Annotated in this window: 27 protein-coding genes; 10 read left to right on the forward strand and 17 right to left on the reverse strand. The window is 38.6% G+C overall.

Features of this window, described 5'->3' with window-relative positions:
- The first annotated feature begins 11 nt into the window (after window positions 1-11).
- The 8 genes from hisS to CVT18_RS05800 are packed head-to-tail and all read left to right on the forward strand — an operon-like array spanning window position 12 to window position 7,842.
- Window positions 12-1,238: a histidine--tRNA ligase gene (gene hisS, locus CVT18_RS05765; protein WP_107824331.1), complete on the forward strand. Its 1,227-nt coding sequence runs from the start codon at window positions 12-14 to the stop codon at window positions 1,236-1,238.
- Complete coding sequence (gene speA, locus CVT18_RS05770; RefSeq protein ID WP_103628243.1) at window positions 1,235-3,070, forward strand: biosynthetic arginine decarboxylase; 1,836 nt, start codon at window positions 1,235-1,237, stop codon at window positions 3,068-3,070. Before hisS ends, speA begins: the two co-directional genes overlap by 4 nt.
- A gap of 11 nt (window positions 3,071-3,081) precedes the next feature.
- Window positions 3,082-4,260, forward strand: coding sequence for a pyridoxal phosphate-dependent aminotransferase (locus CVT18_RS05775; protein ID WP_103628244.1), 1,179 nt, complete (start codon window positions 3,082-3,084; stop codon window positions 4,258-4,260).
- Window positions 4,260-4,463 (forward strand): sulfur carrier protein ThiS, encoded by a 204-nt coding sequence (thiS, locus tag CVT18_RS05780; RefSeq protein ID WP_103628245.1) that lies wholly within the window; start codon window positions 4,260-4,262, stop codon window positions 4,461-4,463. The genes CVT18_RS05775 and thiS overlap by 1 nt, the downstream gene beginning before the upstream one ends.
- A gap of 7 nt (window positions 4,464-4,470) precedes the next feature.
- Window positions 4,471-5,322 carry a sulfur carrier protein ThiS adenylyltransferase ThiF gene (thiF, locus tag CVT18_RS05785; protein ID WP_021092352.1) on the forward strand — a complete coding sequence of 284 codons (852 nt, stop codon included), beginning with the start codon at window positions 4,471-4,473 and terminating at the stop codon, window positions 5,320-5,322.
- Window positions 5,323-6,087, forward strand: a complete 765-nt coding sequence (locus CVT18_RS05790; RefSeq protein WP_021084623.1) for a thiazole synthase — start codon at window positions 5,323-5,325, stop codon at window positions 6,085-6,087. It begins immediately after the preceding gene.
- On the forward strand, window positions 6,087-7,241 hold the full coding sequence (gene thiH, locus CVT18_RS05795) for a 2-iminoacetate synthase ThiH (RefSeq protein ID WP_103628246.1): 1,155 nt from the start codon (window positions 6,087-6,089) through the stop codon (window positions 7,239-7,241). Before CVT18_RS05790 ends, thiH begins: the two co-directional genes overlap by 1 nt.
- The gene (locus CVT18_RS05800) at window positions 7,228-7,842 is read left to right on the forward strand and encodes a thiamine phosphate synthase (protein ID WP_234410292.1); all 615 of its coding nucleotides are present in this window, start codon (window positions 7,228-7,230) and stop codon (window positions 7,840-7,842) included. Before thiH ends, CVT18_RS05800 begins: the two co-directional genes overlap by 14 nt.
- Window positions 7,843-7,871: 29 nt before the next feature.
- Here CVT18_RS05800 and CVT18_RS05805 read toward each other — a convergent pair whose 3' ends face one another.
- From CVT18_RS05805 to CVT18_RS05855, 11 genes are all read right to left on the reverse strand, one after another.
- The gene (locus tag CVT18_RS05805) at window positions 7,872-8,432 is read right to left on the reverse strand and encodes a nitrogen fixation protein NifR (protein ID WP_103560356.1); all 561 of its coding nucleotides are present in this window, start codon (window positions 8,430-8,432) and stop codon (window positions 7,872-7,874) included.
- Window positions 8,433-8,972 carry a molybdopterin adenylyltransferase gene (gene mog, locus CVT18_RS05810; RefSeq protein WP_103580346.1) on the reverse strand — a complete coding sequence of 180 codons (540 nt, stop codon included), beginning with the start codon at window positions 8,970-8,972 and terminating at the stop codon, window positions 8,433-8,435.
- A 10-nt stretch (window positions 8,973-8,982) separates the two neighbouring features.
- A complete protein-coding gene (locus CVT18_RS05815) occupies window positions 8,983-10,635 on the reverse strand; it encodes an ATP-dependent metallopeptidase FtsH/Yme1/Tma family protein (RefSeq protein WP_107824359.1) in 1,653 nt (550 codons plus the stop codon).
- Window positions 10,622-11,860 (reverse strand): tRNA (N(6)-L-threonylcarbamoyladenosine(37)-C(2))-methylthiotransferase MtaB, encoded by a 1,239-nt coding sequence (mtaB, locus tag CVT18_RS05820; protein WP_107824332.1) that lies wholly within the window; start codon window positions 11,858-11,860, stop codon window positions 10,622-10,624. Before mtaB ends, CVT18_RS05815 begins: the two co-directional genes overlap by 14 nt.
- Window positions 11,860-13,449 (reverse strand): mechanosensitive ion channel domain-containing protein, encoded by a 1,590-nt coding sequence (locus CVT18_RS05825; RefSeq protein WP_103628248.1) that lies wholly within the window; start codon window positions 13,447-13,449, stop codon window positions 11,860-11,862. The genes mtaB and CVT18_RS05825 overlap by 1 nt, the downstream gene beginning before the upstream one ends.
- On the reverse strand, window positions 13,446-14,483 hold the full coding sequence (aroB, locus tag CVT18_RS05830) for a 3-dehydroquinate synthase (RefSeq protein WP_103628249.1): 1,038 nt from the start codon (window positions 14,481-14,483) through the stop codon (window positions 13,446-13,448). The genes CVT18_RS05825 and aroB overlap by 4 nt, the downstream gene beginning before the upstream one ends.
- A 2-nt stretch (window positions 14,484-14,485) precedes the next feature.
- Window positions 14,486-15,904: a COG3400 family protein gene (locus CVT18_RS05835; protein WP_103628250.1), complete on the reverse strand. Its 1,419-nt coding sequence runs from the start codon at window positions 15,902-15,904 to the stop codon at window positions 14,486-14,488.
- Window positions 15,905-15,997: 93 nt separating this feature from the next.
- Entirely contained in the window at window positions 15,998-16,558 is a 561-nt protein-coding gene (locus CVT18_RS05840) for an ABC-type transport auxiliary lipoprotein family protein (RefSeq protein WP_103628251.1), read from the reverse strand.
- Window positions 16,555-17,487: an MlaD family protein gene (locus CVT18_RS05845; RefSeq protein ID WP_103628252.1), complete on the reverse strand. Its 933-nt coding sequence runs from the start codon at window positions 17,485-17,487 to the stop codon at window positions 16,555-16,557. The genes CVT18_RS05840 and CVT18_RS05845 overlap by 4 nt, the downstream gene beginning before the upstream one ends.
- Window positions 17,488-18,228: an ABC transporter ATP-binding protein gene (locus CVT18_RS05850; protein WP_103628253.1), complete on the reverse strand. Its 741-nt coding sequence runs from the start codon at window positions 18,226-18,228 to the stop codon at window positions 17,488-17,490.
- Window positions 18,225-19,331 (reverse strand): MlaE family ABC transporter permease, encoded by a 1,107-nt coding sequence (locus CVT18_RS05855; protein WP_103628254.1) that lies wholly within the window; start codon window positions 19,329-19,331, stop codon window positions 18,225-18,227. The genes CVT18_RS05850 and CVT18_RS05855 overlap by 4 nt, the downstream gene beginning before the upstream one ends.
- 79 nt (window positions 19,332-19,410) lie before the next feature.
- Between CVT18_RS05855 and tgt the strand changes: the two genes are divergently transcribed.
- On the forward strand, window positions 19,411-20,541 hold the full coding sequence (tgt, locus tag CVT18_RS05860) for a tRNA guanosine(34) transglycosylase Tgt (RefSeq protein WP_103628255.1): 1,131 nt from the start codon (window positions 19,411-19,413) through the stop codon (window positions 20,539-20,541).
- Window positions 20,531-21,229: a CorA family divalent cation transporter gene (locus tag CVT18_RS05865; protein ID WP_107824333.1), complete on the forward strand. Its 699-nt coding sequence runs from the start codon at window positions 20,531-20,533 to the stop codon at window positions 21,227-21,229. The genes tgt and CVT18_RS05865 overlap by 11 nt, the downstream gene beginning before the upstream one ends.
- Before the next feature lie 201 nt (window positions 21,230-21,430).
- On the opposite strand, the gene rplS is transcribed toward CVT18_RS05865, so the two are convergent.
- The 6 genes from rplS to ffh form a co-directional block, all read right to left on the reverse strand.
- Complete coding sequence (gene rplS / locus CVT18_RS05870; RefSeq protein WP_021090978.1) at window positions 21,431-21,787, reverse strand: 50S ribosomal protein L19; 357 nt, start codon at window positions 21,785-21,787, stop codon at window positions 21,431-21,433.
- 8 nt (window positions 21,788-21,795) lie between these two features.
- On the reverse strand, window positions 21,796-22,488 hold the full coding sequence (trmD, locus tag CVT18_RS05875; protein ID WP_103628257.1) for a tRNA (guanosine(37)-N1)-methyltransferase TrmD: 693 nt from the start codon (window positions 22,486-22,488) through the stop codon (window positions 21,796-21,798).
- Entirely contained in the window at window positions 22,485-23,015 is a 531-nt protein-coding gene (rimM, locus tag CVT18_RS05880; protein ID WP_103576740.1) for a ribosome maturation factor RimM, read from the reverse strand. The genes trmD and rimM overlap by 4 nt, the downstream gene beginning before the upstream one ends.
- Window positions 23,008-23,250 (reverse strand): KH domain-containing protein, encoded by a 243-nt coding sequence (locus CVT18_RS05885; RefSeq protein WP_072594183.1) that lies wholly within the window; start codon window positions 23,248-23,250, stop codon window positions 23,008-23,010. Before CVT18_RS05885 ends, rimM begins: the two co-directional genes overlap by 8 nt.
- Complete coding sequence (gene rpsP, locus CVT18_RS05890; RefSeq protein WP_009293992.1) at window positions 23,250-23,477, reverse strand: 30S ribosomal protein S16; 228 nt, start codon at window positions 23,475-23,477, stop codon at window positions 23,250-23,252. The genes CVT18_RS05885 and rpsP overlap by 1 nt, the downstream gene beginning before the upstream one ends.
- A gap of 72 nt (window positions 23,478-23,549) precedes the next feature.
- The gene (gene ffh, locus CVT18_RS05895; RefSeq protein ID WP_103628258.1) at window positions 23,550-24,890 is read right to left on the reverse strand and encodes a signal recognition particle protein; all 1,341 of its coding nucleotides are present in this window, start codon (window positions 24,888-24,890) and stop codon (window positions 23,550-23,552) included.
- Window positions 24,891-24,935: the final 45 nt, after the last annotated feature.

Genomic DNA, 24,935 nt, shown 5'->3' on the forward strand with positions numbered 1-24,935 from the left:
AGGATAATGCGATGATAACGGCACTTCGTGGCATGAAAGATATGCTTCCAGCTCGCGCGAAACTTTACGCACAGATAATCAAAACCTGCGAGGAAGTCGCAAAAAACTACGGATATGAGCAAATTTTGACCCCGCACCTCGAGGAGACGGCGCTTTTTAAAAGAAGTGTCGGCGAGAGCAGTGACATCGTGGGCAAAGAGATGTATCAGTTTGAAGACAAGGGCGGCAACGACGTTTGTTTGCGTCCTGAAGGCACGGCTGGAGTGGTTAGAGCCTTTATCGAGGCGAAACTCGACAGGGCAAATGTGACAAAACGCTGCTTTTATCACGGCTCGATGTTTCGCTACGAGCGCCCACAAAAAGGCCGCTTGAGAGAGTTTCACCAGTTTGGCTGTGAGTGCTTTGGCGAGGGCAGCGTCTATGAGGATGCGAGCATTATCTTAATGGTGAGCGAAATTTTTAACAGACTAAATATCAAAACAACCCTAAAAATAAACTCCCTTGGCGACGAGAGCTCGATGAAGTCTTACAAAGAAAAGCTTGTCAAATTTTTAGATAAAAATGACGATAAAATTTGCGAAGACTGCAAAAGACGCAAGCTTTTAAACCCTATCCGCGTGCTTGACTGCAAGATTGAGAGCTGCCAAGAAATTTACAAAAACGCACCAGTTATCACTGATAGCCTAAGCGATGAGGCGCAGGCTGACTTTGCAAAGCTGCAAGAAATTTTAACGGCAAATGGCGTTAAATTTGAGATAGACACTAAGCTCGTTCGTGGGCTAGATTACTACTGCAAGACGGCGTTTGAGTTTATAAGCAACGAGATCGGCTCTCAAAGTGCAGTCGCAGGAGGCGGCAGATACGATAGACTAGTCGAGTACCTTGGCGGTAGAGCAAGTTATGGCGTTGGATTTGCGATGGGCGTTGAGAGGATAATGGAAATTTTAGGTGAAGCCGATGATGAGCGAGCTGGAATTTATCTTTGCGCGCTTGATGCGACGAATTTAGACTTTGTCTATGCGCTTGGCTCAAAACTTCGCAAAAAATATCAAGTTGAAATTTCTTATGAAGCTAAAAAACTTCAAAAACATCTGCAAAATGCCGACAATAAAAATGTAAAAATTTTCCTTTGTGTAGGCGAAAATGAGATGAAAGAGAATAAAATTTGGTATAAAAATTTAGAGACCAAAGACGAAAAAACAATAAATTTAGATGAGCTTGAAAAGGAGCTGGGATGAATGATTTTGGACTTAGCATTTGGGGCAATTCAAATTTTGTTATAGAAGATGGTAAAGTCTGTATAAATGCAGCCAGCAAACCAGCGATCATAGACATCGTAAAAGAGATAAGAGACGATGGCTACAGAGGGCCGCTACTGCTTCGCTTTCCGCACCTTATCCAAAAGCAGATCGAGCAGATCCACGCAAGCTTTGCAAAAGCAAAGAAAGAATTTGCCTACAAAGGCAGCTTTAATGCTGTTTTCCCGCTTAAAGTAAATCAATATCCTGGCTTTGTAAAAAACCTGGTTCGCCTTGGCAAGCCCTACAACTACGGCCTTGAAGCTGGCAGTAAGGCTGAGCTACTTTTAACTATGGCTTACAATAACGAAAAAGCTCCCATAACCGTAAATGGTTTTAAAGATAAAGAGATGATAAATATAGGCTTTATCGCCGCTGAGATGGGACACAACATCACGCTAACGATTGAGGGCTTAAATGAGCTTGAAGCGATAATCGCCATCGCAAAAGAGCGCTTCAAACCAAAACCAAAGATCGGACTTAGAGTGAGACTACACTCGACAGGATCGGGTCTTTGGGCAAAAAGTGGCGGCATACACTCTAAATTTGGACTAACATCAACAGAGCTAATAGAAGCTGTAAAGATGCTAAAAAAAGCAAATTTACTTGAAAACTTCACAATGATACACTTTCACATCGGCTCTCAAATAAGCGAGATCCACCCGCTCAAAAAGGCACTCATCGAGGCTGGCAACATCTACGCTGAGCTTAGAAAAATGGGCGCCTCAAATTTAAAAGCGATAAATTTAGGTGGTGGCCTTGCGATCGAGTACTCGCAGTTTAAAGAAGAAAGCAGCAGAAACTATACTCTAAACGAATATGCAAACGACGTTGTTTATATGCTTAAAACCATAAGCGAGCAAAAAAAAGAGATCGAACCAGATATCTTTATAGAGTCAGGTCGCTACATCGCCGCTTCTCATGCACTTTTGGTTGCTCCCGTGCTTGAGCTATTTTCTCAAGAATACACCGAAGAGAAGCTAAATTTAAAGAAAAATAATCCAAATTTGATAACCGAGCTAGTCGATCTTTATAAATCAATCAAACCTTCAAACGCCCTAGAGTACCTACACGACGCCATCCATCACACAGAGAGCATCCTTACGCTCTTTGATCTAGGCTATGTTGATCTGCAAGATAGATCAAACGCAGAGGTGCTTTTAAGGCTCATCAGCAAAAAAGCTGTCGTGATGCTTGGCAATAAGAGCAACTCAAGCGATCTAGCCAAAATTCAAAAAGAAGTGCAAGAGAGATACCTACTAAATTTCTCAATCTTTCAAAGCTTGCCAGACTTTTGGGGTCTAAAACAAAATTTCCCTATCATGCCACTTGATAGGCTCGATGAGCGCCCTACTTTGCCAGCTTCGATCTGGGACATTACCTGCGATAGCGACGGCGAGATCAGCTATGATGATGAGCAAAACCCACTGCTTTTACACGACGTGGATGTGGAGAAAGAGGACTATTTCTTAGGATTTTTCCTAGTTGGCGCATACCAAGAGGTGATCGGTATGAAGCACAACCTCTTTACTCACCCGACAGAAGCTACGATAGAGATAACAAATGATGACTACAAGATCACAAATTTACTAGAGAGCCAGTCGATCCTTGATATCATGGAGGACATGGACTACGATATCTACGAGATCCAAGATACTCTAAATGAGCGCTTAGAGAAATCAACTCTGATAAACGAAACGCAAAAGAAACAAATTTTGGGCGAACTTTATCTATTTTTAAATGATAATAGCTACTTAAAGACAATTAACTAAAAAGGACGAAAATGCAACTAGCAAACAGAATGCAAACATTAAGCGAGTCAATCACAATCGCGATCAGCACAAAGGCCAAAGAGATGAAGGCTGCTGGCATCGACGTGATCTCGCTTTCAGCTGGTGAGCCTGACTTTATGACTCCAAAAAAGATAAGAGAAACTGTAAAAAACGCACTAGATAACGATAGCAAAAGCGGCAAATATACGCCGGTACCAGGTTTGCCTGAGGTTATAGACGCCATTAGAGCAAAGCTAAAAAGAGATAACGGGCTTGACTACAAAGCAAGCCAGATCGTCACAAACATCGGCGCAAAACACTCACTTTTTAACGTATTTCAAGCACTTATAAACCCAGGCGACGAGGTCATCATCCCCTCTCCATACTGGGTAAGCTACCCTGAGATCGTTAAATTTTGTGGCGGTGTGCCTGTCTTTATCGAAGCAAACGAGAGCACAAATTTTAAGATCACAGCCGAGCAACTAAAAAAAGCGATCACACCAAAAACAAAGGTCTTTTCGCTAAATCATCCAACAAACCCAACTGGAGCTGTATATACGAAAGAGGAGATCACGGCATTTGGCGAGGTTTTAAAGGGTACTGACATCATCGTTACAAGCGATGAAATTTATGAAAAAGTGATCTACGGCAAGAAATTTCACGCAGTGGCCTCAGTGAGCGAAGATCTTTTTAAAAGAACGGTCACGATAAATGGCCTAAGCAAGTGTGGAGCGATGCCTGGCTGGAGATTTGGCTATATAGCAAGCTCGATGGACTGGCTGATTGCTGGCATCAAAAAGCTTCAAAGCCAAAGCACAAGCAACATTAGCTCGATCGTGCAAATAGGCGCTATCCCGTCGCTTCTAGGCGAAACCGACGACGATATCGAAAATATGAGAAAAGAGTACGAAAAAAGACGTGATGTGGGAGTTGAGATGATAAATGCTATCCAAGGACTTAGCGTAGTTAAGCCTGATGGCGCATTTTATCTATTTGTAAAATGTAAAGAGGTAGATAGCGACTCACTTAGATTTTGTAAAAAGATGCTTGAAGAAGCAAACGTAGCCACTGTGCCAGGTGTTGGCTTTGGCATGGAGGGATACTTTAGAATTTCCTTTGCGACTGACATCGAGAGCATAAAAAAAGCGATCGAGAGGATCGCAAATTTTGTAAAAAGCTACAAAATTTAATGATCAAATTTAGTGTAAATGGCAAAATTTTCGAGCTTGAAAACGATATAAATGTTTATGAATTTTTAGCTCAAAATGGCTATGAGCTTAAATTTATAGCCCTTGAGCGAGACGGAGAAATTTTGCCAAAAAAGCTTTGGCGTGATAGCTTTATGAGCGAGGGCAAAGCTTATGAGATCGTCACTTTAGTTGGCGGTGGATGAGGAGAAAATGATAGAGATTGTATTAAATGGCGCAAAATTTAAGGTGCCAGTAAAAAGCCTTAGCGAGCTAAAAGAGCTTGCACTTGGTGATAAAGAGAGTGAAATTTATAAATTTTTAGAGAAATTTAACGCGACAAAGCCAGATATTTTTATCGTTGATGGCTTTGCTATAAAAGAAGATAGCGAGCTAAAAGATGGCTCAAATGTCGTATTTATAAGGCGTGGCGTGATGCCTGAGCGTGAAGTTTTACGCGCGATGATCGCCTCACGAAACAGCCCTGAGCTAAATTTAGCCCTAAGTAAAGCGGTGATCGGCGTGGCTGGACTTGGCGGTCTTGGCTCAAATATCGCGCTAAGCCTAGCTAGAGTTGGCGTAAAAAAGCTAGTGCTTGCCGACTTTGACGTCGTTGAGCCAAGCAATCTAAACCGCCAGCAGTATTTCGTCCGCCACATCGGCTTAAAAAAGACGCAGGCGCTTAAAGAGCTGATAAATGACGTCAATCCCTTTGTCGAGGTCGAAACTCACGATATATTTTTAGATGAAAAAAACGTGGCTAGCGTCTTTGGCGAGTGTGAAATTTTATGCGAGGCCTTTGACAATGTCGCTGGAAAGGCGATGATACTAAATGAAGCTGGTGCCAGCCTAAAAGATAAAAAGATCATCGGCGCCTCTGGCATGGCAGGATACTTTAGCTCAAATCTCATAAAAACCATAAAATTTGCCAAAAATGTCTATCTTTGCGGCGACCTCACAAACGAGGCAAAGATCGGTCAAGGACTCATGGCGCCGCGCGTCGCAGTCTGTGCAAACCATGAGGCAAATTTAGCCATTAGATTGCTTATGGGCTTGGAGGCGTAAGTGCAAAGTGATAGCCTGATCCTTGGCGGCAAGGAGTTTCAAAGCCGCTTTATCCTTGGCTCTGGCAAGTACTCACACGAGCTCATCGACTCAGCCATAAACGAGGCTGGCGCGCAAATTTTAACCCTTGCTCTTAGACGCATAAACGAGAGCAAAGAGCGAAATATACTTGACTTTATCCCAAAAGGCGTGACACTTTTGCCAAACACAAGTGGTGCTAGAAACGCCAAAGAGGCCGTTCGTATCGCTCAACTTGCACGTGAGCTTGGATGTGGTGAGCTTGTTAAGATAGAGATCATCACTGACTCTAAATTTCTCTTTCCAGACAACGCTGAAACCATAAAAGCATGCGAAGCCTTGGCAAATGACGGCTTTGTGCCGATGCCTTATATGTTTCCAGATCTAAATGCCGCAAGAGCGATGCTAAGTGCTGGGGCAAGCTGCATTATGCCTCTGGCTGCGCCCATTGGCTCAAACCAAGGGCTAGTTTTTAAAGATATTATTGAAATTTTGATAAACGAGCTTGATACGCAGATCATAGTTGATGCTGGCATAGGCAGGCCTTCACAAGCATGCGAAGCAATGGAGATGGGAGCGGCTGCAATAATGGCAAACACAGCTATCGCCTCATCAAAAAATATCCCACTCATGGCAAGAGCCTTTAAAGAGGCTATCATCGCTGGTCGCAACGCCTATCTAGCAGGCCTTGGCGCAAAGAGCAAAAGTGCAAATGCCTCATCGCCCCTCACTGGATTTTTAGACTGATGAAATTTGCAAGAACCAACCACATGCAGCTGCTACCTCACATGCAGGATGTTGGCAGCGATATCATGGATGAGATTTTAAAAGAGCGCGCGAGCTACAAGCCAGAAATTTACACCGAGGCTGATGTAAAAGCAGCTCTTAATGCAAAACACTGCTCACTTGAAAATCTAAAAGCCTTACTTTCGCCTGCTGCGGCGCCATTTTTAGAGCAAATCGCCCAGCTTGCCCAGGCAAAAACAAGGGCAAATTTTGGCTCAAACATCACGCTTTTTACCCCGCTTTATATAGCAAACTACTGCGATAACCTCTGCGTTTATTGCGGTTTTAATGCTAAAAATAATATAAAAAGGGCAAAGCTAAGCGACGAGGAGATCACAAGGGAGCTAAGAGAAATTTCAAAGAGCGGCTTAGAAGAAATTTTGATCCTAACTGGCGAGAGCGAGACCAACTCAAGTGTCGCCTACATCGCAAATGCCTGCGCTTTGGCAAAGAAATTTTTTAAAGTCGTTGGGGTTGAAATTTACCCGCTAAACTCAGACGGCTACGCTCTGCTTCACAAAAGCGGCGTGGACTATGTGACCGTCTTTCAAGAGACCTATAATCCCACAAAATACGAGAAAATTCACCTTGGTGGCAATAAAAGGATCTTCCCATACCGCATAAATGCGCAAGAGCGAGCGCTTCTTGGAGGCATGAGAGGGGTTGGCTTTGCCGCACTTCTTGGCATAGATGACTTTAGGCTTGACGCCTTCGCGACCGCACTTCACGCAAGTTTAGTTCAAAAAAAGTATCCGCACGCCGAGATCGCATTTTCATGCCCAAGGCTTCGCCCTATCATCAACAACGACCGCATCAACCCACGTGACGTGGGCGAGCGCGAGCTTTTACAAGTAATCTGCGCTTATAGAATTTTCATGCCAACAGCAAGCATTACCATCTCAACCAGAGAAAAGGCGAAATTTCGCGATAATTCTGTAAAGATCGCCACAAATAAGATAAGCGCTGGCGTAAAAGTGAGCATCGGCGCTCACGGCGAAGAGAAAAAGGGCGACGAGCAGTTTGAGATAAGCGACGACAGAAGCGTGGGCGAGATCAAGGCTATGCTAAAAGCAAACGGCCTAGAGCCACTAATGAGCGAGTATGTCTATGTTTAAAATTCTCTGCGTGGCTGACTTTGAAAGCTATGAAGGTGATGACTTTTTAAAGAGAATTCAGCTACTTTGCAAGGCTGGCGTGGATGAAATTTTACTTCGCGCAAAGGGGCTAAGCGAGGCTAATTTTTACGATCTTGCTAAGGTTGTGGCTCAAATTTGTGAAAACTACCGCAAGAAATTTATCATTAATCAATTTTTTGACGTAGCTTGCAGGCTAAAGAGCAACTTTTGGCTCACTTCAGCGCAGCTTGACTTTTTTAAAAATCACGGCATTTTTTTAGATGAATTTAGAAAAACAGCTAAAATTTACGCCCCAGCTCACGACCTAGAGCAGGCTAAAATTTCAGCCTCTATCGCTGACGTGCTAGTCGCTTCTCATATATTTGCCACCTCTTGCAAGCCAAATTTGGAGCCAAAAGGAGTCAATTTTATAAGCGAGCTAAAAAGCTTAGACAAAGAAATTTACGCACTTGGCGGACTAGACAGTGGGAACTACAAAGAGGCCATAAAAGCTGGTGCAAACGGAATTTGCCTTATGAGCCTAGCAATGAACGGCAACATAGAGCTTATAAAAAAGATAGCAGAGAGCAAAAACGGCTAAATTTAGTATAAATTACATAAAGTAAAATTTTACTCATTTTTGCTAGCGATATATGTTTTTATATCAAATATAAGTAGCGTCACAAGCGATGGCAGCATATAGGAGTTTAGCACTAAAAGCAGCGACTTTGTCAAATTTGACTTTATTAAAGTCTCTATGTCAAAGCTGCTGTTGTAGTTAAAAAAATATAGCAAGGCAAACTCGCCAACAATAACTATGCGAGAGATCTTTAGTAAGATGTCATTTCCCAGTCTTGCAAATTTATCATCGACCACAAGCGACAAAGTGATCCAGCCAAGCAGCCAAATTGAGCAGGCTAAAGCATAAACAGTAATGCTTTCATCAAATTTTTCAAGTAGTAAAAATACCAAAGGTTGCAAAAATACAAGGCTAGCGATAAACCAAAGAAGTGAGCTAAAGGCTAGCAGGCAAACACAGCCAAAGATAGAAATGGCAGAGATAAAGCCAAAAACCTCTAACCCAAGATAGTAGGCCAGCGCATAGGATAAAAAAGAAAAAACAAGCCAAATTTTAATAACAAGCCGCCACCTATTTGCAAAGGCAGTGGCTTTTATAAAAGTCAAACCCATTTACGAGATTTTCTTTTGTTTTGGACGGAAAACTTTCATCACGTTTTCATCAGTCTCGATAAATGCACCCTCTATTAGATCGATGCAGTATGGTACCGCTGGAAAAACTGGCTCCAAGCACTCTTTTATCGCCTTTGGTTGACCTGGTAAATTTATGATGAGCGCGTGGCCTCTGATGCCTGCTGTTTGGCGTGATAGGATCGCTGTTGGGACGTATTTTAAGCTTGCTGCTCTCATCAGCTCGCCAAAGCCTGGCATCATCTTCTCACAAACTGCCTCTGTTGCCTCTGGTGTCACATCTCTAAGAGCTGGCCCAGTACCACCGGTAGTTAGCACAAGGTCGCAGCCAAGCACGTCTACCATGTGCACAAGCCTCTCTTTTATCAGCTCAAACTCATCTGGTATAACCTCGTAAAAGTATTCACGCTCGCTCACTATCCAGCTATCAAGCACATCTTTGATCGCTGGACCTGATTTGTCCTCGTATGTGCCTTCGCTTGCGCGGTCAGAAAGGGTTAATATGCCTATTTTTGCTTTCACTTTTTCTCCTTTAATAGTTTTCGTTTAAAATTTTTGCCAGCGTTTCTTTATCTACGCTCTCATATGCTAGCAGATATGAGCTTATCTTTGCGATTTGCTCATTTGTGCCTTTTAAAAAGGATGTGATCTCCTCTTTTGCTTGCTTTAAAATTTCTTCTACATCGTTTGGATTTGGCACAAAAGAGCTTCCCATGCCATATTCATAAACCATCTTTGAAGCGATCTCTTTGGCTAAATTTAGATCGCTGCTCGAGTTTGAAAATATATCGTTCTCATCTATCTCAAGCTTGCACATACCAGCTATGAGCACCTTGATACGAGATATCATCTGCGACTTTGACTCGATCTCTTGCTCTGTGGCCATAAACCTATCTTCTATAAGAGAAATTTTTTCAAATTTTACATCAAACCAGTAAGCACTTAGTGCCTTTGCTCCTTGATAGATGGCTTGAATTTTCTTCTCGTTTTCGCTGTAGCTTAGCACCTTTTTCTTGCCAAGCAAGACCTTATTTAAAACAGCCTCAAAGTCTCTCATTTTAAGCACGTTCTCGCCGTTTCTTAGGGCATTTATCGCAGCTTCATTTACAAGCGTACTAAGTGCTGCACCTGAAAAGCCAACGCTCATTTTAGCGATATCCTCAGCCGCCACTTCGCAGTTTTTATCTTTTAGATATGTATTTAAGATCGCTACCCTATCGTTAAAATCAGGCATAGAAAGAAAAATTCTCCTATCAAAACGCCCTGATCTAAGTAGCGCCTCATCGATCATCTCGATCCTATTTGTGGCAGCTATGACGATGACACCTGAATTATCTTCAAAGCCGTCCATCTCAGTTAGCAGCTGATTTAGCGTGGCTTCTCGCTCGTCGTTTCTAGTCCCACCCCTACTCTTGCCAACGGCGTCTATCTCGTCGATAAAGATGATTGAAGGCGCATAGGACTTGGCTCTACTAAAAAGCTCTCGCACTCTTTTTGCACCCATGCCAACATAAATTTGCACAAAACTTGCACCGTTTTGATAAAAAAATGGCACATTTGCCTCGCCTGCAACTGCCTTTGCCACAAGCGTTTTACCAACGCCTGGAGGGCCGATCATTAGCACGCCTTTTGGCATTTTGATACCAAAATTTCTATATTTTTGTGGATTTTTTAGAAAATCAACTATCTCACTAAGCTCGCTTTTAACCTCACTAATGCCTGCTACATCGCTAAATCTCACGTTTGAAATGACTGGCATAGTGTTTTGATTTAGCACACTTTCTATCTCAAATGCGCCATCTTTTTTGCTAAGCAAGCTCTCCTCTTTTTTCCTGATACTTCTAAAGATATAAGCATACCAAAGCACGAAGCAGACAAAGATGATAAATCCCCAGATCATGCCTGGAGTGATGTATTGCTTAGTCTTTTCGACAGGCACTTTTTTAATAAGCTCTTTTAGATCGATACCCTCTTTTATGATTGAAAAACGATTGTTTTGTGCATAAAGCACGACTTCATCATCATTGATTACAGCGCGGTCTATAAAATTTCCATCCATTAGCTGCATATATTGCGAATATGTGATATTTCGTGGCTCTTTACTAACGGCAAATAACAGCACGCTGATTAATGCGATAGCTGCGATTATTAGGATATTTTTTTTATTAAATTTAAATTTTTGCATAATTGGCATCTGGCTTAACTTCATATTCGCTTACCTCCACCCACTCTTTTGTTATATCTTTTTGGCTTAAAATTTTAGCTTTGTTGTAAAACTGATCAAAACCTTCGTAAAATTCGCCATTTTTTTGCTCGACTAAAATTTTTAAAGCCCCATAATGTTTTTTTCTAAAATTTTCATTATTTTGCAAAGTAATACCTTGTAAAATTTTTAGCCTACTTTTTGCCACATCACCGCTAACATCGCTTTTTAGTGTAGCTGAGTGCGTATCACGCCTTGGCGAATAGACAAAAGCATGCAGGTGTGTGATAGGAAATTTCTTAAAATTTTCCAAAGCCTCTGCCCATATCTCCTCACTCTCTCCTGGATGTCCCACGATGTAGTCCGTACCAAGTGCAAAGCCGAGTGAGCTAAGCTCATTAAAAAGCTCCAGATCACTAAATGCGTCATTGCGTCTTCGCATGATCTTTAGCATAGCCTGACTCGTGTGCTGAAGTGCGATGTGCAAATGACGCTCCAGCCACTCTTCTTTTAAAATTTCTCTAAAGCTCTCATCTATCTGGCTTGGCTCAATGCTTCCAAGCCTAATGCGTCTAATGCCAGAAATTTTACCTAAGTTTGCCAAAAGCTTACCAAGAGAGCTATTTGTATCTTTACCGTAACTGCCTATGTTTGTGCCAGTTAGTACGAGCTCATTATAGCCGTTTTGAGCTAAAATTCTTGCCTCTTTTAGTATCATAGCCTCATCCATGCTTCTAGCCTTGCCACGAACTGAAGGGATGATGCAGTAACTGCAGTTAAAGTTGCAGCCTTCTTGAATTTTTATAAAAGCCTTTGTGTGATTTTCATAATTTGTAACTATATTTTTATCAACTGAGTTTAAATTTCCAAGCTCAAAAAATGGCTTTTCTTGCTTTAAAAGCTCATTTAGATCGCTCTTTTTACTAGCTCCAAGTACGCCAAATATACCGCTGTTAAATAGCTCTTTGCCCTTACTAACCGCGCCACATCCAGTCAGCACTACCTTTGCCCCGCGCCTTTTTACGCCGTTTATGTAGTTTCTGACACCGCTATCAGCAGAATTTGTAACAGTGCACGAGTTTATGACCACAATATCAGCAGCATCTTCATCATTTGTGATCTCGTAGTCCTTGATGTAGCTTTTTAAAAGCTCGGTATCATAGATATTTGTGCGACATCCAAATGTTTTAAAAAATATCTTTTGCATTAAGAATTTTCACTCTCTTGCTCGCTGTGAGCGGTGTGATCGCTTGGATTTTCTTTTTTGCCTATAAACATAGTTTGTGTTGGATAAGCGATCTTTATATCATCTTGAGCTAAAAATGCTTCTATAATCTCAGCGCTAATAGTACTTCTAAGAGCCAAAGTCGCATAAGAATTTGCCATATACCAGCATGAGACATTTATACCATAAGGCTCAAAAAATGTATAAATTCTTGGCTCGACGTTTGGATTTTTGATGCTGTACTGGCTTCTTAGTTTATTCATTTGACGTTTTGCGATATCAGTGTAGCCTTTTGAGTATTTTTTAACGACATTTCTTGCTAGATACACAGCTTTTTTATGATTGCTATCAAAGCTTATAACGATATCTATACCATCCCAAACGGTCTTCATACCATAATGAGCATAGTTTGCGATGAGGTCGGTAAAGATATAGTTATTTGGTACAAAGATAATTCTACCTGCACGGCGGTTTGTCTTATAAGTCGAGTAACTAACATCCTCAAAAACAGTCAGCCTAAGCAAAGAGATATCGATCACATCGCCCACAAATTCACTGCCATCATGAAGCACTCTGATCCTGTCACCCACATGTATAGAGCCGCCAAACATGATCACCATCCAGCCAAGCATACTCATAAACATATCTTTCATCGCAATGGCGATACCAGCTGAAGCAAAACCTAGCACGGTTACTAGATATGTGACGTTTTCGATATACGAAAAGAGTAAGATTATGATGATAACGGTGATATTTAAAACGTTTAAAAATTTATTGACTGTGTAAAATCTCTCATTATCAGTAATCGTTCTTTTAACAATAAATTTAGCGATAAATGTTAGCCCGATTGTCAAAAGGATGATGATAGCTGTATAGCCCATACTTAAAAACTGAGCTTTTATATCAGAGGTGGTTAAATTTATAGCCTCATCAGCCCTTTTTTCATAGACATTATAAGTTGTATCAGCGATCTGTTTTGCCGCTTTAAAGTCACCTATTTCTTGTTTTACCAAGTTTAGGCTTTCTCTATTTTGCTCATTTTCTTCAATCAAATTTAGTCTATTTAGTAAATTCTCTTTTGTTTCAAGCTTTTCTAAAAGCGTATCAAGCTCTTTTATATGCCTTTGATACTCGATCTTATCGCTCTTTATCTTTTTGATATACGAAAAGCCAGATATAAGTGCAACAGGACTTGTTATCCTTGGTGGAGTATCCATTTCAGGAGCTGCTAGCATATTTGAAAATGGCGTTTTTTCATACTCTTTTAGTAAATTTATCTGCTCTTTTAGAGTTTGGATTCTCTTTATGATATCGCTGCCTCTTCTTGAGCTTTTGTCCAGTTTCTTTAGTTCATTTTCATTTTTTTCAAGCTCATCAATAAGTCTTTGATAAGTGTTATAGTTAGCATATCTTGTGATCCAGATATTGTTTTTTAGGGAGTTATCTAGATTTGAGATATCTTTTACAAGCTCATTATTTTGTAAATTTTGTGAGATATTTTGCTCAAGCGTAACGTTTTCTTCAGCATAAATGGCAAAACAAAAAAGTAGTAAAGCTATGATCTTTTTCATTTAAATTCTCTTAAAATTTTTAAAACGTCTTCTTTTTTGACGTCATTTTTGATAATCGCACTGCCGATTTTATCTGCAATGATAAAATTTATCTTATCATCTTTTGTCTTTTTATCCATAAAAAATGCCTCGTAAAATGCATATTCATTTTCTATTTTGTAGCTTACTGGAAGGCCAAATTTTACCAAAACCTGTTTGATATCCTCTGCCTGCGCCTCGCTCAAGAGGCCTAGTTTTACACTTAAGCGATTTGCCATATTTATGCCTATCGCCACTGCTTCGCCGTGTAAAAATTCTTTGTAATTTGTCTCATTTTCTATAACGTGAGCGAAGGTATGTCCGTAGTTTAGGATGGCCCTTAAGCCTTTTTCTTTCTCATCTTGCTCAACCACTTTTGCTTTTAGATTTACCGACTTTTCGACTAGCTTGGCTAAATTTTCATCATCTAAATTTACACTCTTTAGCCAATCAAACATCTCTTTATCAAAGGTTATCGCCATTTTTAAAGCCTCAGCCACGCCAGCTGCAAATTCTCTCTTTGGCAACGTTTTTAAGAAATTTATCTCGCAAAAAACTGCCTTAGGCTGACAAAAAGAGCCTATTAAATTTTTGCCAAATTTATTATTCACTCCAGTTTTTCCGCCCACACTCGCATCAACTTGTGCTAGAAGCGTGGTTGGGATATTTATGAAATTTATCCCCCTTTCATAGATACTCGCCGCAAAGCCAGTCATATCGCTTATGACACCACCACCAAAGGCGATTAGCGTAGATGAGCGATCAAATTTACTCACAAAAAGCTGCTCTAAAATTTGCTCTATCGTTGTTAAATTTTTATACTCCTCGCCGTCTGGAACGCTTATGATAAATTTCTCATCGCACTTTAAAACGCTAAGTAGCTTTTCAAGATGAAGCCCCGCTACTTTAGCGTTTGTGACGATGCCAACCTTGCCTTTTATCTCTAGTCTCTCAAGCTCGTTTATATAAATTTTATAGCTTGATGCTTTTTCTTTAAGATTTAAATTTATCTGCATTTTTACTCACTTACTGGTACAAAAAGCTGTGCATTTTGGCTTAGTTTTTTATAAAGCCTATTTAAATTTGTCGATAAAAAGGCAAATGCCCCACCATTTGCCACGCTTTTAGTAAACATTACAAAATGAAGCAAATCTTTTGTACTTTTTAGTTTTACAAGCGGATTTTTAAGATTGTGATTTTCTATCTTTATACGCTTAGAAAATAGCGCGCTAATGCTTTCAAAATGCTCTCTTAACGCCTCATCATCGCTATGCTTATTATCAAAATAGTAAAATTTCATCTCCAAATCAAGCTGTGCACAGCAGTCTGTTATCACAGCTGATTGATTCTCCACTTCTTGGCTTTGATCGCCTAGTATAACGCCCTCTTTTATATTTGAGAGCAAAATTTTACCCGTTTTTAGCACTGGAAGTTTTAGCTCGTAAAACAGCTTTTTAAATTTAAAAAAGTATTTATCGTCGCTTAAGATTAGGCCGATGTCGTGCTTTAAAACATCATATTTTATAGATTTGTTATCACTATTAAAATAATCCATCAAAACGATGATATTTTTCTCTTTTATCGCTTTTAAAGTATCTAAATTTTCACCTAAAGTTGGATTTATCACTCTAAAAAAAAGGCGTTTATTATTTAGCTTTGAATGCAAATACAAGCTATCCTTTATGAGCTTGCTAACACGTTCTTTATCCATTGAGATCATATCGATCAGCACATAGATGTTGCTACCAAACGGGCTTGGAAACTGCCCACTTTCACGCTTGATCGAGCGATAAACATTTTGAAGCACATTTGGATCACCAACGATTAGTAATATATCGCTTGGCTGTATCATTACATTTGGCTTTGGCAAGATGATCTCGCTGCCTCGATATATGAGAGCTATTCGCCATTTTTTTTGAGCTACCGAGCTGATGTGACGATACATATAAGAGCTACCTATTGGTACCTTAACTTCCATGATCTCACCCTCGCTAAGCCCGATATTATCGGCTAAAACTGGCAGATCTGGTAAATAGTCCATAAGCCTTGATGCTGCAATATCTCTGATATCAACTACACTTAAGTGTTTATCGCTTGCAAATATTTCTTTGCATTTTTCATCAAGCTCCCATGAGCTCATAAAAACAGTCTCGGTCTTTGTACTGATCTGTCTTAAATTTTCATAAACAGCAATCGCCTCATTTTTATCATCGCAAACTATACAAAACTGACTAAAATAGCCATCACTCACGCTTTTTAGCTTTGAGAGGCTAGTTGGGTCAAACTGGTAAAATGTAAAATTTTCATAATTTGATTTTTGGCTGTAATCCTCACTTGAAACAACGATATAGTGGTGCAAATTTGATTTTGTTTCAAGCAGTCTGTTTAAAAAATTTCTTGCGAAAGTTCCATCTGCGATTATTAAAATTTTCTTCATCAATTCTCCGTATTTTAAAGCTCACATTATAACAAAAGGTCTTTAAAATAAGCTATTTTGGCTATAAATTTAAAAATTTACAGCCAAGAAAATTTAAGAGATTATTTCAGAGATTAGCGTATCTATTGCTAAATTTGTAGCCTTATTTATCGTATCAAAAATAGTACTTGAGCTTGGATCTGGACAAAAAATTTCTTTTGTGATCATGCCAGATTTTAGCGAAGTGTTTACATTAAATAGCTCGTAAGCTAGCGAAACTTCGGCTTTGTCGCCTCTTATCTGAAGAGAGATGATGCTTACTTTTAGTCTAAGATCTTTTGCATTTGGTGAAAATATCGGCTTAGCAGCACAGTTTGAATAAAGCCCTTTTACAAGCGATTTATAGACCATTTCGCTTGGCTCAGAGACAAATTTAGCATCACTTAGGTATCTGATTTTGTTATTTTCAGCCACAATCAAAATTTTTCTAGTATCAACCATATCAAGAGCACTCACATTTTCGATAAATACATTTTTTAGCTCTTTTTGCTTATTTTCAGCCGAGCACTCTTTGTTTGAGTAGTGAATTTCATACATAGTTGCCATTGGCACGTCGGTCTTTAGCGAGCAGCCAAAAAATAAAAACGTAGCTGCTAGAAAGATTAAATTTCTCATTTTTTATCTCCTTTGTCATTTGGCACTGGATTTGTAAAGAAAAACTCGTAAGGATTATCTTCAAGCCTTTGAAGCGCACCCCTAAACTCACGAAGTGTCTTGTCAAATCCATTTAAAAACTCGCTAGCCTCTCTAAGTAGCGGAGAGAGCGTATTTCTAAGGTCATATTCGCCGTTTTTTACCTTTTGAGTTACGATATCTTGAAGCGAGCTATAGCCATTTACAGCTGAATTTGCTGAAACAAAAACTGAATTTGCACTAGCAATTAGCTTGTTTAAATTTTTAGCAAGCTCTTTTGTGTCGGTTTTGTTTAAGCTATCGGTGAAATTTTTTACATTTTTAACAATGCTATCAACCTCGCTTAGACCATTTTCATCAGTTAAAACCTGTGTAAATTTATCGATATTTCTTAGGATTGACTCGATGTGAGAGATATTTTCAGCTGAGAAAAAGCCATCAACTTTATCAAGGGTTTGATTTATCTTTAAAGTGATGTTTTCAGCGTTGTTTCCAAGCTTTGAAAGAAGACTCTCTTCAAGCTTTAAGATAGGCTTATCACCTGGTTTAAAATCCTTCGTGCCTCGACTTATATTTATACTAGCCACACCACTAATTGCCTGAACTTCGATACTTGCTATGCTATCAGCCTTTATAGGCAGATCCTCTCTTATCTTCATCGTGATGTTTATAAGAGCGTTTTTGTCATCGACAAAATTTATATCACTAACGCTTCCTGCTGGCACGCCGATAAATTTAACCGTAGAATCAACCTTTAGCCCGCTTGGCAGTTCGCTTGTGTGGATGTAATACTCCTTAAAATCAACCTTCGTGTTATTTTTGCTAGTCATCCACCAGATAAATATCGCAAAAGCTGTAAGGCATGCTATGAAAAACATGCCAACAATGGTATAAGAATTTCTATTTTCCATCTACTTTTTCCTCATTTTAAATAGCTCTTCAAGCGGGTTATTTTCAAGATGCTCAAGCTCTTTTATATCTCCCTCAAAGGCTATCTTTTTGTTATCTATTATCAAAAATCTATCCAAAATATCAAAAATGCTATCGGCATCATGCGTCACCATAACGACGGTTACACCGATGCTATCACGAAGCTCTTTTATGAGTGCATCCATCTGACGTGAGCTAACAGGATCAAGACCGCTATTTGGTTCGTCCAAAAATAGCACCCTAGGGCTTAGCACCAAGGCTCTTGCAAGCGCAGCCCTCTTTTTCATACCGCCACTTAGCTCGCTTGGATAGAGCATCGAAACCTCTTTTTTAAGCCCCACCTTTTGTATCCAAAACATCGCTATCTCATCGATCTGGCGCTTGTTAAATTTAGAGTACTCATGGAGCAAAACGCCCACGTTATCAAGGATCGTCATCGAGCTATAAAGTGCGCCAAATTGAAACATCGTCCCACTTTTTAGCTTTATCTCTTGCTGCTCATCAGAGCCGCTTTTCCACATATTGACGCCATCAAAAAATATATCGCCCTCGCTTGGCTTTTTTAGATATATCATCGTCTTCATAAGCGTCGTTTTACCAGCACCACTGCCGCCTAAAAAGCCGTAAATTTCAGCTTCTTTGACGCTCCAGCTCACATTATCGTGCATGATCTTATCGTCATAACTTGTCGTTATGTTTTTTCCAACTATTATCTCATTCATATTTTTAGCCACATAAAAATTATCGCAAAAAAGGCATCAAGCGCGATGACCCAAAATATCGCATTTACAACGCTAACAGTAGTCATCGCTCCAAGGCTTTGGGCGTTTTGACTAACACCAAACCCCCTCATGCACCCAATGATCGCTATTACCGCACCAAAAAACGGCGCTTTTATCATGCCAACAGCAAAGTGCCTAAGCTCGACCATCTCGCGAAATCTATTTAGATAGTCACTAAAGCTAATATCAAGTATCGTTTGGCAAATGATCATCTGCCCTAAAATGCTTATAGCGTCTGCTATAAAGATGATGACTGGCACGCAAAGCACCATGGCAATGATGCGTGGCAGCACCAAAAAGTTAAAGGGCTCAAAGCCCATCGTCTTCATCGCGTCTATCTCTTCAGTTAGCTTCATAGCGCCAATTTGTGCGGTAAAACTAGAGGCTGACCTGCCTGCCACAACGATAGCAGCGATGAGCGGGGCCACCTCTCTAAGAGTTAGTATACCCATGATCTCAACTATAAATATACTTGCCCCAAAGCTTGCAAGCATCGCACTACCAAGATATGCGAGCACGACGCCTATCAAAAAAGCGGTTAGCGAGACTATGAAAACGGCATTTACACCGCCATCTTTTATGTAGTTGCTAAATTCTCTAAACCTTAAATTTGCAGGATTAAATAAAATCCTCACGCTTTTTATCAAAAACTCGCCCAAAAACGAGCCAAACTCAAGCAAATTTACAAATCCCTCGCAAATTTTCTCTCCCAAGCGTGAGAAAAAATTTAGGCTATTGTCCGGTGGCATGTAGTTAAAGTCGATCTTCTCGTCATTTAAAAGATCAATCATCGCCTTTATCTTCTCATCATTCGTGATGATCTCAAATTTCTTACCATTTAGTGCATTTCTTAAAAGTATCAAAACAGCGTAATCAATGCTTTTTAGCTCACTAAAGTCAAATTTAACATTGCCGTTAAGTTTTTGGATTTTTTTAAAAATGCTTTGTAATTTTTTTGCATCTTTATAGCTAAACTCACCTATAAATTTTATAGTCTGAGCGCCATTTGCCACTACAAAAATGACATCATTTTTCTTTTGCAAAAAGTTCCTTTGCCTTAAAATTTCTAGATTATATTATAAATTTTGTTAAAATAGAAAATCAAAAAATTTAAGGATTTAGATGAAATTTGAAGTTATAAAAAAAGATGGAAATGCAAGGCGTGGTATCCTAACAACTGCCCACAGCGTGATACAAACGCCAGTTTTCATGCCAGTTGGCACGGTTGGCGCGGTTAAAAGCTTAGACGCCTTTGATATGAGTGAAATTTTAGACGCAAAGATAATTTTAGCAAACACATATCATATGTACTTGCGCCCTGGTGGCAAGGTCGTGCGTGAGTTTGGCGGACTTCATGGATTTTCTAAGTTTGAGCGCTCGTTTTTAACAGATAGCGGCGGATTTCAGGCATTTTCACTTAGATCAAACACCAAAAATGATGATGGTGGGATAAAATTTAAAAGCCATATCGACGGCAGTACGCACTATTTCACGCCAAGATCCGTCCTTGACGCGCAGTACGATCTAGGCAGCGACATTATGATGATACTTGATGATCTAGTCGCCTTGCCTGCTGAGCCAAAAAGAATCGATCTAAGTATAAAACGAACGATAAAATGGGCAAAAGAGGCGATTGATTATCACAAATTTATGCAAAGCAATGGCGTTGGCTTACAGCAAAATATCTTTGGTATCGTTCAAGGAGGCACCGACTATGAGGCGCGTAAATTTTGCGCGCAGGTGCTAAATGAGATGCCATTTGACGGCCTTGCGATAGGAGGGCTAAGCGTTGGCGAGAGCAACGAGGCGATGTATGACACTGTTGAGGCGGTTATGCCATTTATGGATGAGCTAAGACCGCGTTATCTAATGGGCGTTGGTACACCTGAAGATCTCGTGGAAAACGTAGAGCGAGGCGTTGATATGTTTGACTGCGTTATGCCAACAAGAAACGCAAGAAACGGCACACTCTTTACTAGCTTTGGCAAGATAAATATAAAATCAGCGAAATTTATAAACGACCACGCGCCAATCGACCCGCAGTGTCAGTGCTATACCTGCAAACGCTACTCAAGAGGCTATCTAAATCACCTTTTCAAGGCGAGGGAGCTCACATTTTTTAGACTAGCAAGTCTTCACAACCTGCACCACTATCTAAATTTGATGAAAGAGATGAGAGAGGCGATAGAAAGAGGCGAATTTGCCAAATTTAAGAAAAATTTTTATGCTAAAAGGGTAAAAAATGAGCTATAAAAGTTCAGTTTGTGGATATTTTTATGGCGATGAATACGACTATATTTTACTTGTTTCTTTTACGCAAAAGCAAAGCTATAAATTTTTATTTAAAAATGGCAAAATTTACAAAGAAGATTTTGATCACGAATGCGATAAAAACGAGTTTGAAGCGGCTCTTAAAAAACTATGTAATGAATATGCAAACAAAATTTTAGAACATCAAGAAGAACTAAACGAGTATGAAAAAATTTATGCTAGTCGAAAAAACTTTAATCAATTTATCAAAAGACACCACTTTTTAAAATACGAGATTAGAAAATTTCAAAACAAGATATCTCATTTTTATGAAACCCTTTCGATTTGTCAAAGCGAGCAACAAAATTTAAAAAAAGAGCTTAAAAATAGTACTCATGAGGCAAATGTTTTTAGAACAATGGCTAATGAATATGCCTGCAGAATCGATGATATTTATACATTTATACAAAGTATAAAAAACGACAAAATCAATCAAAACATTTACATTTTAACAATGATATCGGCTGTAATGCTACCACTAAATCTGATAACTGGGTTTTTTGGTATGAATACACAAGGCCTGCCATTTAATGAAACTAAAAATGCTACTATAATAGTTGTATCAATAATGTTTGGAGTAATTCTTTGTTTTGTTATTTTTTTATTTTGGTATACAAATAAGAAGAAGTAGAAAATAAATAAATTTAGTATATGAGGTATCTGAAACTTTATATAGAAATTTTTTATATATTTTAAATTTTTATAGACTAGTGGTAAAAACAATAAAAATAAATAGATTTTTTTAATATTAAAAAACAAAAAAATATTTAAAAAAATTAAATTTAAAAAGAAGATTAAAAGTCCTGAATAGACTTCAGGACAGATAGTAAGATTATTTTCTAAGTTCGCGGATTTTAGCAGCTTTACCACGAAGGTCACGTAGATAGAATAATTTAGCTCTTCTAACACGACCTTTTCTAAGAACTTTTATCTCTTCGATTGAGTCACTAAAGATTGGAAAAATTCTCTCAACGCCAACACTATTAGCGCCAATTTTTCTAATGATAAATGTTTCGCCGGTACCGCTACCACGTCTAGCTATACAAATACCTTCAAAATTTTGAATTCTAGTTTTATCGCCTTCGTGAATACGAGTAGCAACGCGTAATGTATCTCCTGCACGGAAGTCAGGAATATTTTTACTAGCAATTTGAGCATTTTCAAATGCTTCAATGTATTTATTTCTCATGTTTTTCCTTATTTATGTGGCTTAAGCTTTTGATATAAATCAGGGCGAAAGAACCTTGTTTTGCAGTGAGCCATCTTATTTTTTAAAGTGTGGATTTTAGCATGGTTACCCTTTAAAAACTCTGAAACCACAAAGATTGATCTAAAATTATCAGGCTTTGTAAAAGATGGGGCTTCAAGCAAATTATCCTCAAAACTCTCAACTTCAAGGCTCATATCGTTTCCTAAAACTCCAGGTACATTTCTTGATATTGCATCGCTCATACAAAGCGCAGGAAGCTCTCCACCAGTTAAAACAAAATCACCTATACAAAAAACTTCATCTGCCCAAAGCTCAACAACTCGTTCATCAAGGCCTTCATATCTACTGCAAACAAAACAAATGTGATCTTTTTTAGAAAGCCTCTTTGCGTCATTTTGATTAAATTTTTTACCAGCTGGCGTTAAAAATATCACATGAACATTTTTATCTTTTTCTTTTAGAAATTTGATCGACTCATCCAAAGGCTGTGGAAACATCAAAAGCCCTGCTCCACCTCCGATCATATAATCATCAACTTTATTGTGTTTATCGTTAGTAAAATTTCTTGGATTTATGAAATCAATTTCTATAAATTTATTATTAATCGCACGTTTTAAAATAGAATCACAAAAATAAGGTTTAACTAAATTTTCAAAAAGCGTAATAAATGTAAATTTCATGAATTTTCTAAAATGTCTCTAGCACCTTTTACCAAAATCTCTTCACTATTCAAATTTACACTTATAATAAAATGCTCTAAATATGGAATGTAAAAATTCTTTGGTTTACCACCCAAGGTAAGCTCTTCGTCTGTTTTTATGCATAAAAGTGAATTTGCAAAATTATCTTGGATATCTTCTACAATACCCAAAATTTCACCATTTTCTATAACTTTTAAACCAATAATATCAAACTGAAAAAATTCATTTTTTTTTAATTTGCAGTTTTTTCTAGTGAGCTCTTTTGTGGTATATATAGTTCTATTTACAAGCGTTTTAGCAAGATCTAAGTCATCAAATTTTTCAAATAAAACCAGCTCTTTTTGTCTATTGTAGTCTTTTATGGTCAGCTGATCATTGTTTTTATCAAAAAAGGTTGCACCTTTTTTAAACTGTTCTGGGAAGTCGCTCTTATTGTGAAGCTTTAAGTAGCCCTTTAAACCAACACATCTTCCGATGGTAGCGACTTCAACAATATCACTATTCAATAGCTTTTACCGTTACTCTATAACTTGTATTATCTTTGGCTTTACAACCAATAATAACGGTCTTTATAGCGTTTATCATTTTGCCATCTTTACCGATAAGTTTTCCTGTATCAACCTTATCGGCACTTATAATTATCTCAGCAAAATTTTCACCAAGTTCCTGACGATCAACACTTACTTTATCAGGAAAATCAGCAATCAACTTGGCATATTCGTATAAAAAATTTTTAACCATTATTTTGTAATTTGTGCAACTCTATCGCTAAGTTTAGCACCGACGCTTTTCCAGTAGTCTAATCTCTCTTTGTTGAAATTTATAACATTTGGCTCAACCATAGGGTTGTAATAACCAATGCTCTCTATCCAACCGCTGTCGCGTCTTTTTCTGCTATCTGTAACAACTATACGATAAAAAGGTCTTTTTTTGCGTCCCATTCTTGTTAGTCTTACTACTGTTGCCATATTATATTTCTCCTCTTATTTTTAAATAAAGCTTAAATTTAGATAACAAATATCCAAATTTAAACCCTTTTATCAAACAGGTCTTTTTAAATTTGCTTGAGAAAGCATATTTGCGAGTCCTTTTGCTCCACCTTTTCCTGAAAATTTCTTAGCAAGTTTTGAGGCATTTTCAAACTGCTTTAAAAATCGATTTACCTCTATCTGAGAAAGTCCAGAACCAGCCGCTAAACGTCTTTTTCTACTATTATTCAAAAGTTCAGGATTTTCACGCTCTTTTTGCGTCATAGAGTTTATCATAGCCTTAATATGTAAAATTTCTTTTGAATTATCAAGATCTATATCTTTTATCTGATTTGCTATGTTTGAAAGCCCAGGTATCATCCCCATCAAAGACTTCATACTGCCAAGCTTTTTAACACTTTCCATTTGATCTAAAAAGTCATTAAAGTTAAACTGACCTTTTTTTATCTTTTGATTTAGACGTTTTGCCTCTTTTTCATCAATAATAGTCGATGTCTTCTCGACCAAAGTAGCTAGGTCGCCCTCACCCATTATACGGCTTACGATACGGTCTGGTATAAAGCTCTCGATATCGGCTACTTTCTCGCCAATACCGACAAATCTAAGTGGGATATTTAGCTGTTTAGCGATACTGATAGCTACGCCGCCCTTTGAGTCAGAGTCAAATTTAGAAAGGATAACTCCAGAAATTCCTAAAATTTCATTAAAACTTGTAGCTGTTTTTACAGCATCTTGTCCACTCATAGCGTCAGCTACATAGAAAATTTCATGTGGATTTATAGCATTTTTTACATCTTTTATCTCTTGCATCAACTTTTCATCGATCGCAAGACGACCAGCGGTATCCACCAAAAGCACATCATAAAGGCCACTTTTTGCTTTTCCTAGTGCTTCTTTTGCTACTTTTATAGGATTATTTTCATTTTCTATAAAGAAAAGATCGATCTCATTTGCAACGCAGAGCTGTCTTAGCTGCTCAACTGCTGCTAATCTTTGCAAGTCACAAGCCGCAACTAAAACTTTTTTCTTTCTTAATTTTAGATAGTTTGCAAGCTTGATAGTTGTCGTTGTTTTACCACTACCTTGCAAACCAGCCATCAAAACAATGGTCGGTGCAACTGGTGCATAGACAAAGCCTTGATTGCCAGGAGCTGTTAAGATAGTCGTTAAATTTGACTTGATCGCATCCAAGAAATTCTTTTGACCAACACCAGTTTGCTTTAGTTCGCTTTCGATAGACGCGAGCAGATCTTTGGTGACTTTATGGTGAACATCAGCTTTTAAAAGAGCTTTTTTGAGCACGTCAAGTGCGTTTTTTAGAGCTTTTTCGTCATCTACAAAACGTATCTTGCTAACAGCCAATCTAAAAGACTCGCTAATTTGTTCGAACACTAATCACCTTTCTAAGTTGTTATTAAAGGGCGTATATTACTAAAT

Source organism: Campylobacter concisus, from assembly GCF_003048405.1.
GTDB classification, from domain to species: Bacteria; Campylobacterota; Campylobacteria; order Campylobacterales; family Campylobacteraceae; genus Campylobacter_A; species Campylobacter_A concisus_Q.

Bases quoted from the DNA above. Each gene is read 5' to 3' on its own strand.
- hisS (WP_107824331.1), top strand. From the start codon at position 12: ATGATAACGGCACTTCGTGGCATGAAAGATATGCTTCCAGCTCGCGCG.
- speA (WP_103628243.1), top strand. From the start codon at position 1,235: ATGAATGATTTTGGACTTAGCATTTGGGGCAATTCAAATTTTGTTATA.
- CVT18_RS05775 (WP_103628244.1), top strand. From the start codon at position 3,082: ATGCAACTAGCAAACAGAATGCAAACATTAAGCGAGTCAATCACAATC.
- thiS (WP_103628245.1), top strand. From the start codon at position 4,260: ATGATCAAATTTAGTGTAAATGGCAAAATTTTCGAGCTTGAAAACGAT.
- thiF (WP_021092352.1), top strand. From the start codon at position 4,471: ATGATAGAGATTGTATTAAATGGCGCAAAATTTAAGGTGCCAGTAAAA.
- thiH (WP_103628246.1), top strand. From the start codon at position 6,087: ATGAAATTTGCAAGAACCAACCACATGCAGCTGCTACCTCACATGCAG.
- CVT18_RS05800 (WP_234410292.1), top strand. From the start codon at position 7,228: ATGTCTATGTTTAAAATTCTCTGCGTGGCTGACTTTGAAAGCTATGAA.
- CVT18_RS05805 (WP_103560356.1), bottom strand. From the start codon at position 8,432: ATGGGTTTGACTTTTATAAAAGCCACTGCCTTTGCAAATAGGTGGCGG.
- CVT18_RS05815 (WP_107824359.1), bottom strand. From the start codon at position 10,635: ATGCAAAAATTTAAATTTAATAAAAAAAATATCCTAATAATCGCAGCT.
- mtaB (WP_107824332.1), bottom strand. From the start codon at position 11,860: ATGCAAAAGATATTTTTTAAAACATTTGGATGTCGCACAAATATCTAT.
- CVT18_RS05825 (WP_103628248.1), bottom strand. From the start codon at position 13,449: ATGAAAAAGATCATAGCTTTACTACTTTTTTGTTTTGCCATTTATGCT.
- aroB (WP_103628249.1), bottom strand. From the start codon at position 14,483: ATGCAGATAAATTTAAATCTTAAAGAAAAAGCATCAAGCTATAAAATT.
- CVT18_RS05835 (WP_103628250.1), bottom strand. From the start codon at position 15,904: ATGAAGAAAATTTTAATAATCGCAGATGGAACTTTCGCAAGAAATTTT.
- CVT18_RS05840 (WP_103628251.1), bottom strand. From the start codon at position 16,558: ATGAGAAATTTAATCTTTCTAGCAGCTACGTTTTTATTTTTTGGCTGC.
- CVT18_RS05845 (WP_103628252.1), bottom strand. From the start codon at position 17,487: ATGGAAAATAGAAATTCTTATACCATTGTTGGCATGTTTTTCATAGCA.
- CVT18_RS05850 (WP_103628253.1), bottom strand. From the start codon at position 18,228: ATGAATGAGATAATAGTTGGAAAAAACATAACGACAAGTTATGACGAT.
- tgt (WP_103628255.1), top strand. From the start codon at position 19,411: ATGAAATTTGAAGTTATAAAAAAAGATGGAAATGCAAGGCGTGGTATC.
- CVT18_RS05865 (WP_107824333.1), top strand. From the start codon at position 20,531: ATGAGCTATAAAAGTTCAGTTTGTGGATATTTTTATGGCGATGAATAC.
- rplS (WP_021090978.1), bottom strand. From the start codon at position 21,787: ATGAGAAATAAATACATTGAAGCATTTGAAAATGCTCAAATTGCTAGT.
- trmD (WP_103628257.1), bottom strand. From the start codon at position 22,488: ATGAAATTTACATTTATTACGCTTTTTGAAAATTTAGTTAAACCTTAT.
- CVT18_RS05885 (WP_072594183.1), bottom strand. From the start codon at position 23,250: ATGGTTAAAAATTTTTTATACGAATATGCCAAGTTGATTGCTGATTTT.
- rpsP (WP_009293992.1), bottom strand. From the start codon at position 23,477: ATGGCAACAGTAGTAAGACTAACAAGAATGGGACGCAAAAAAAGACCT.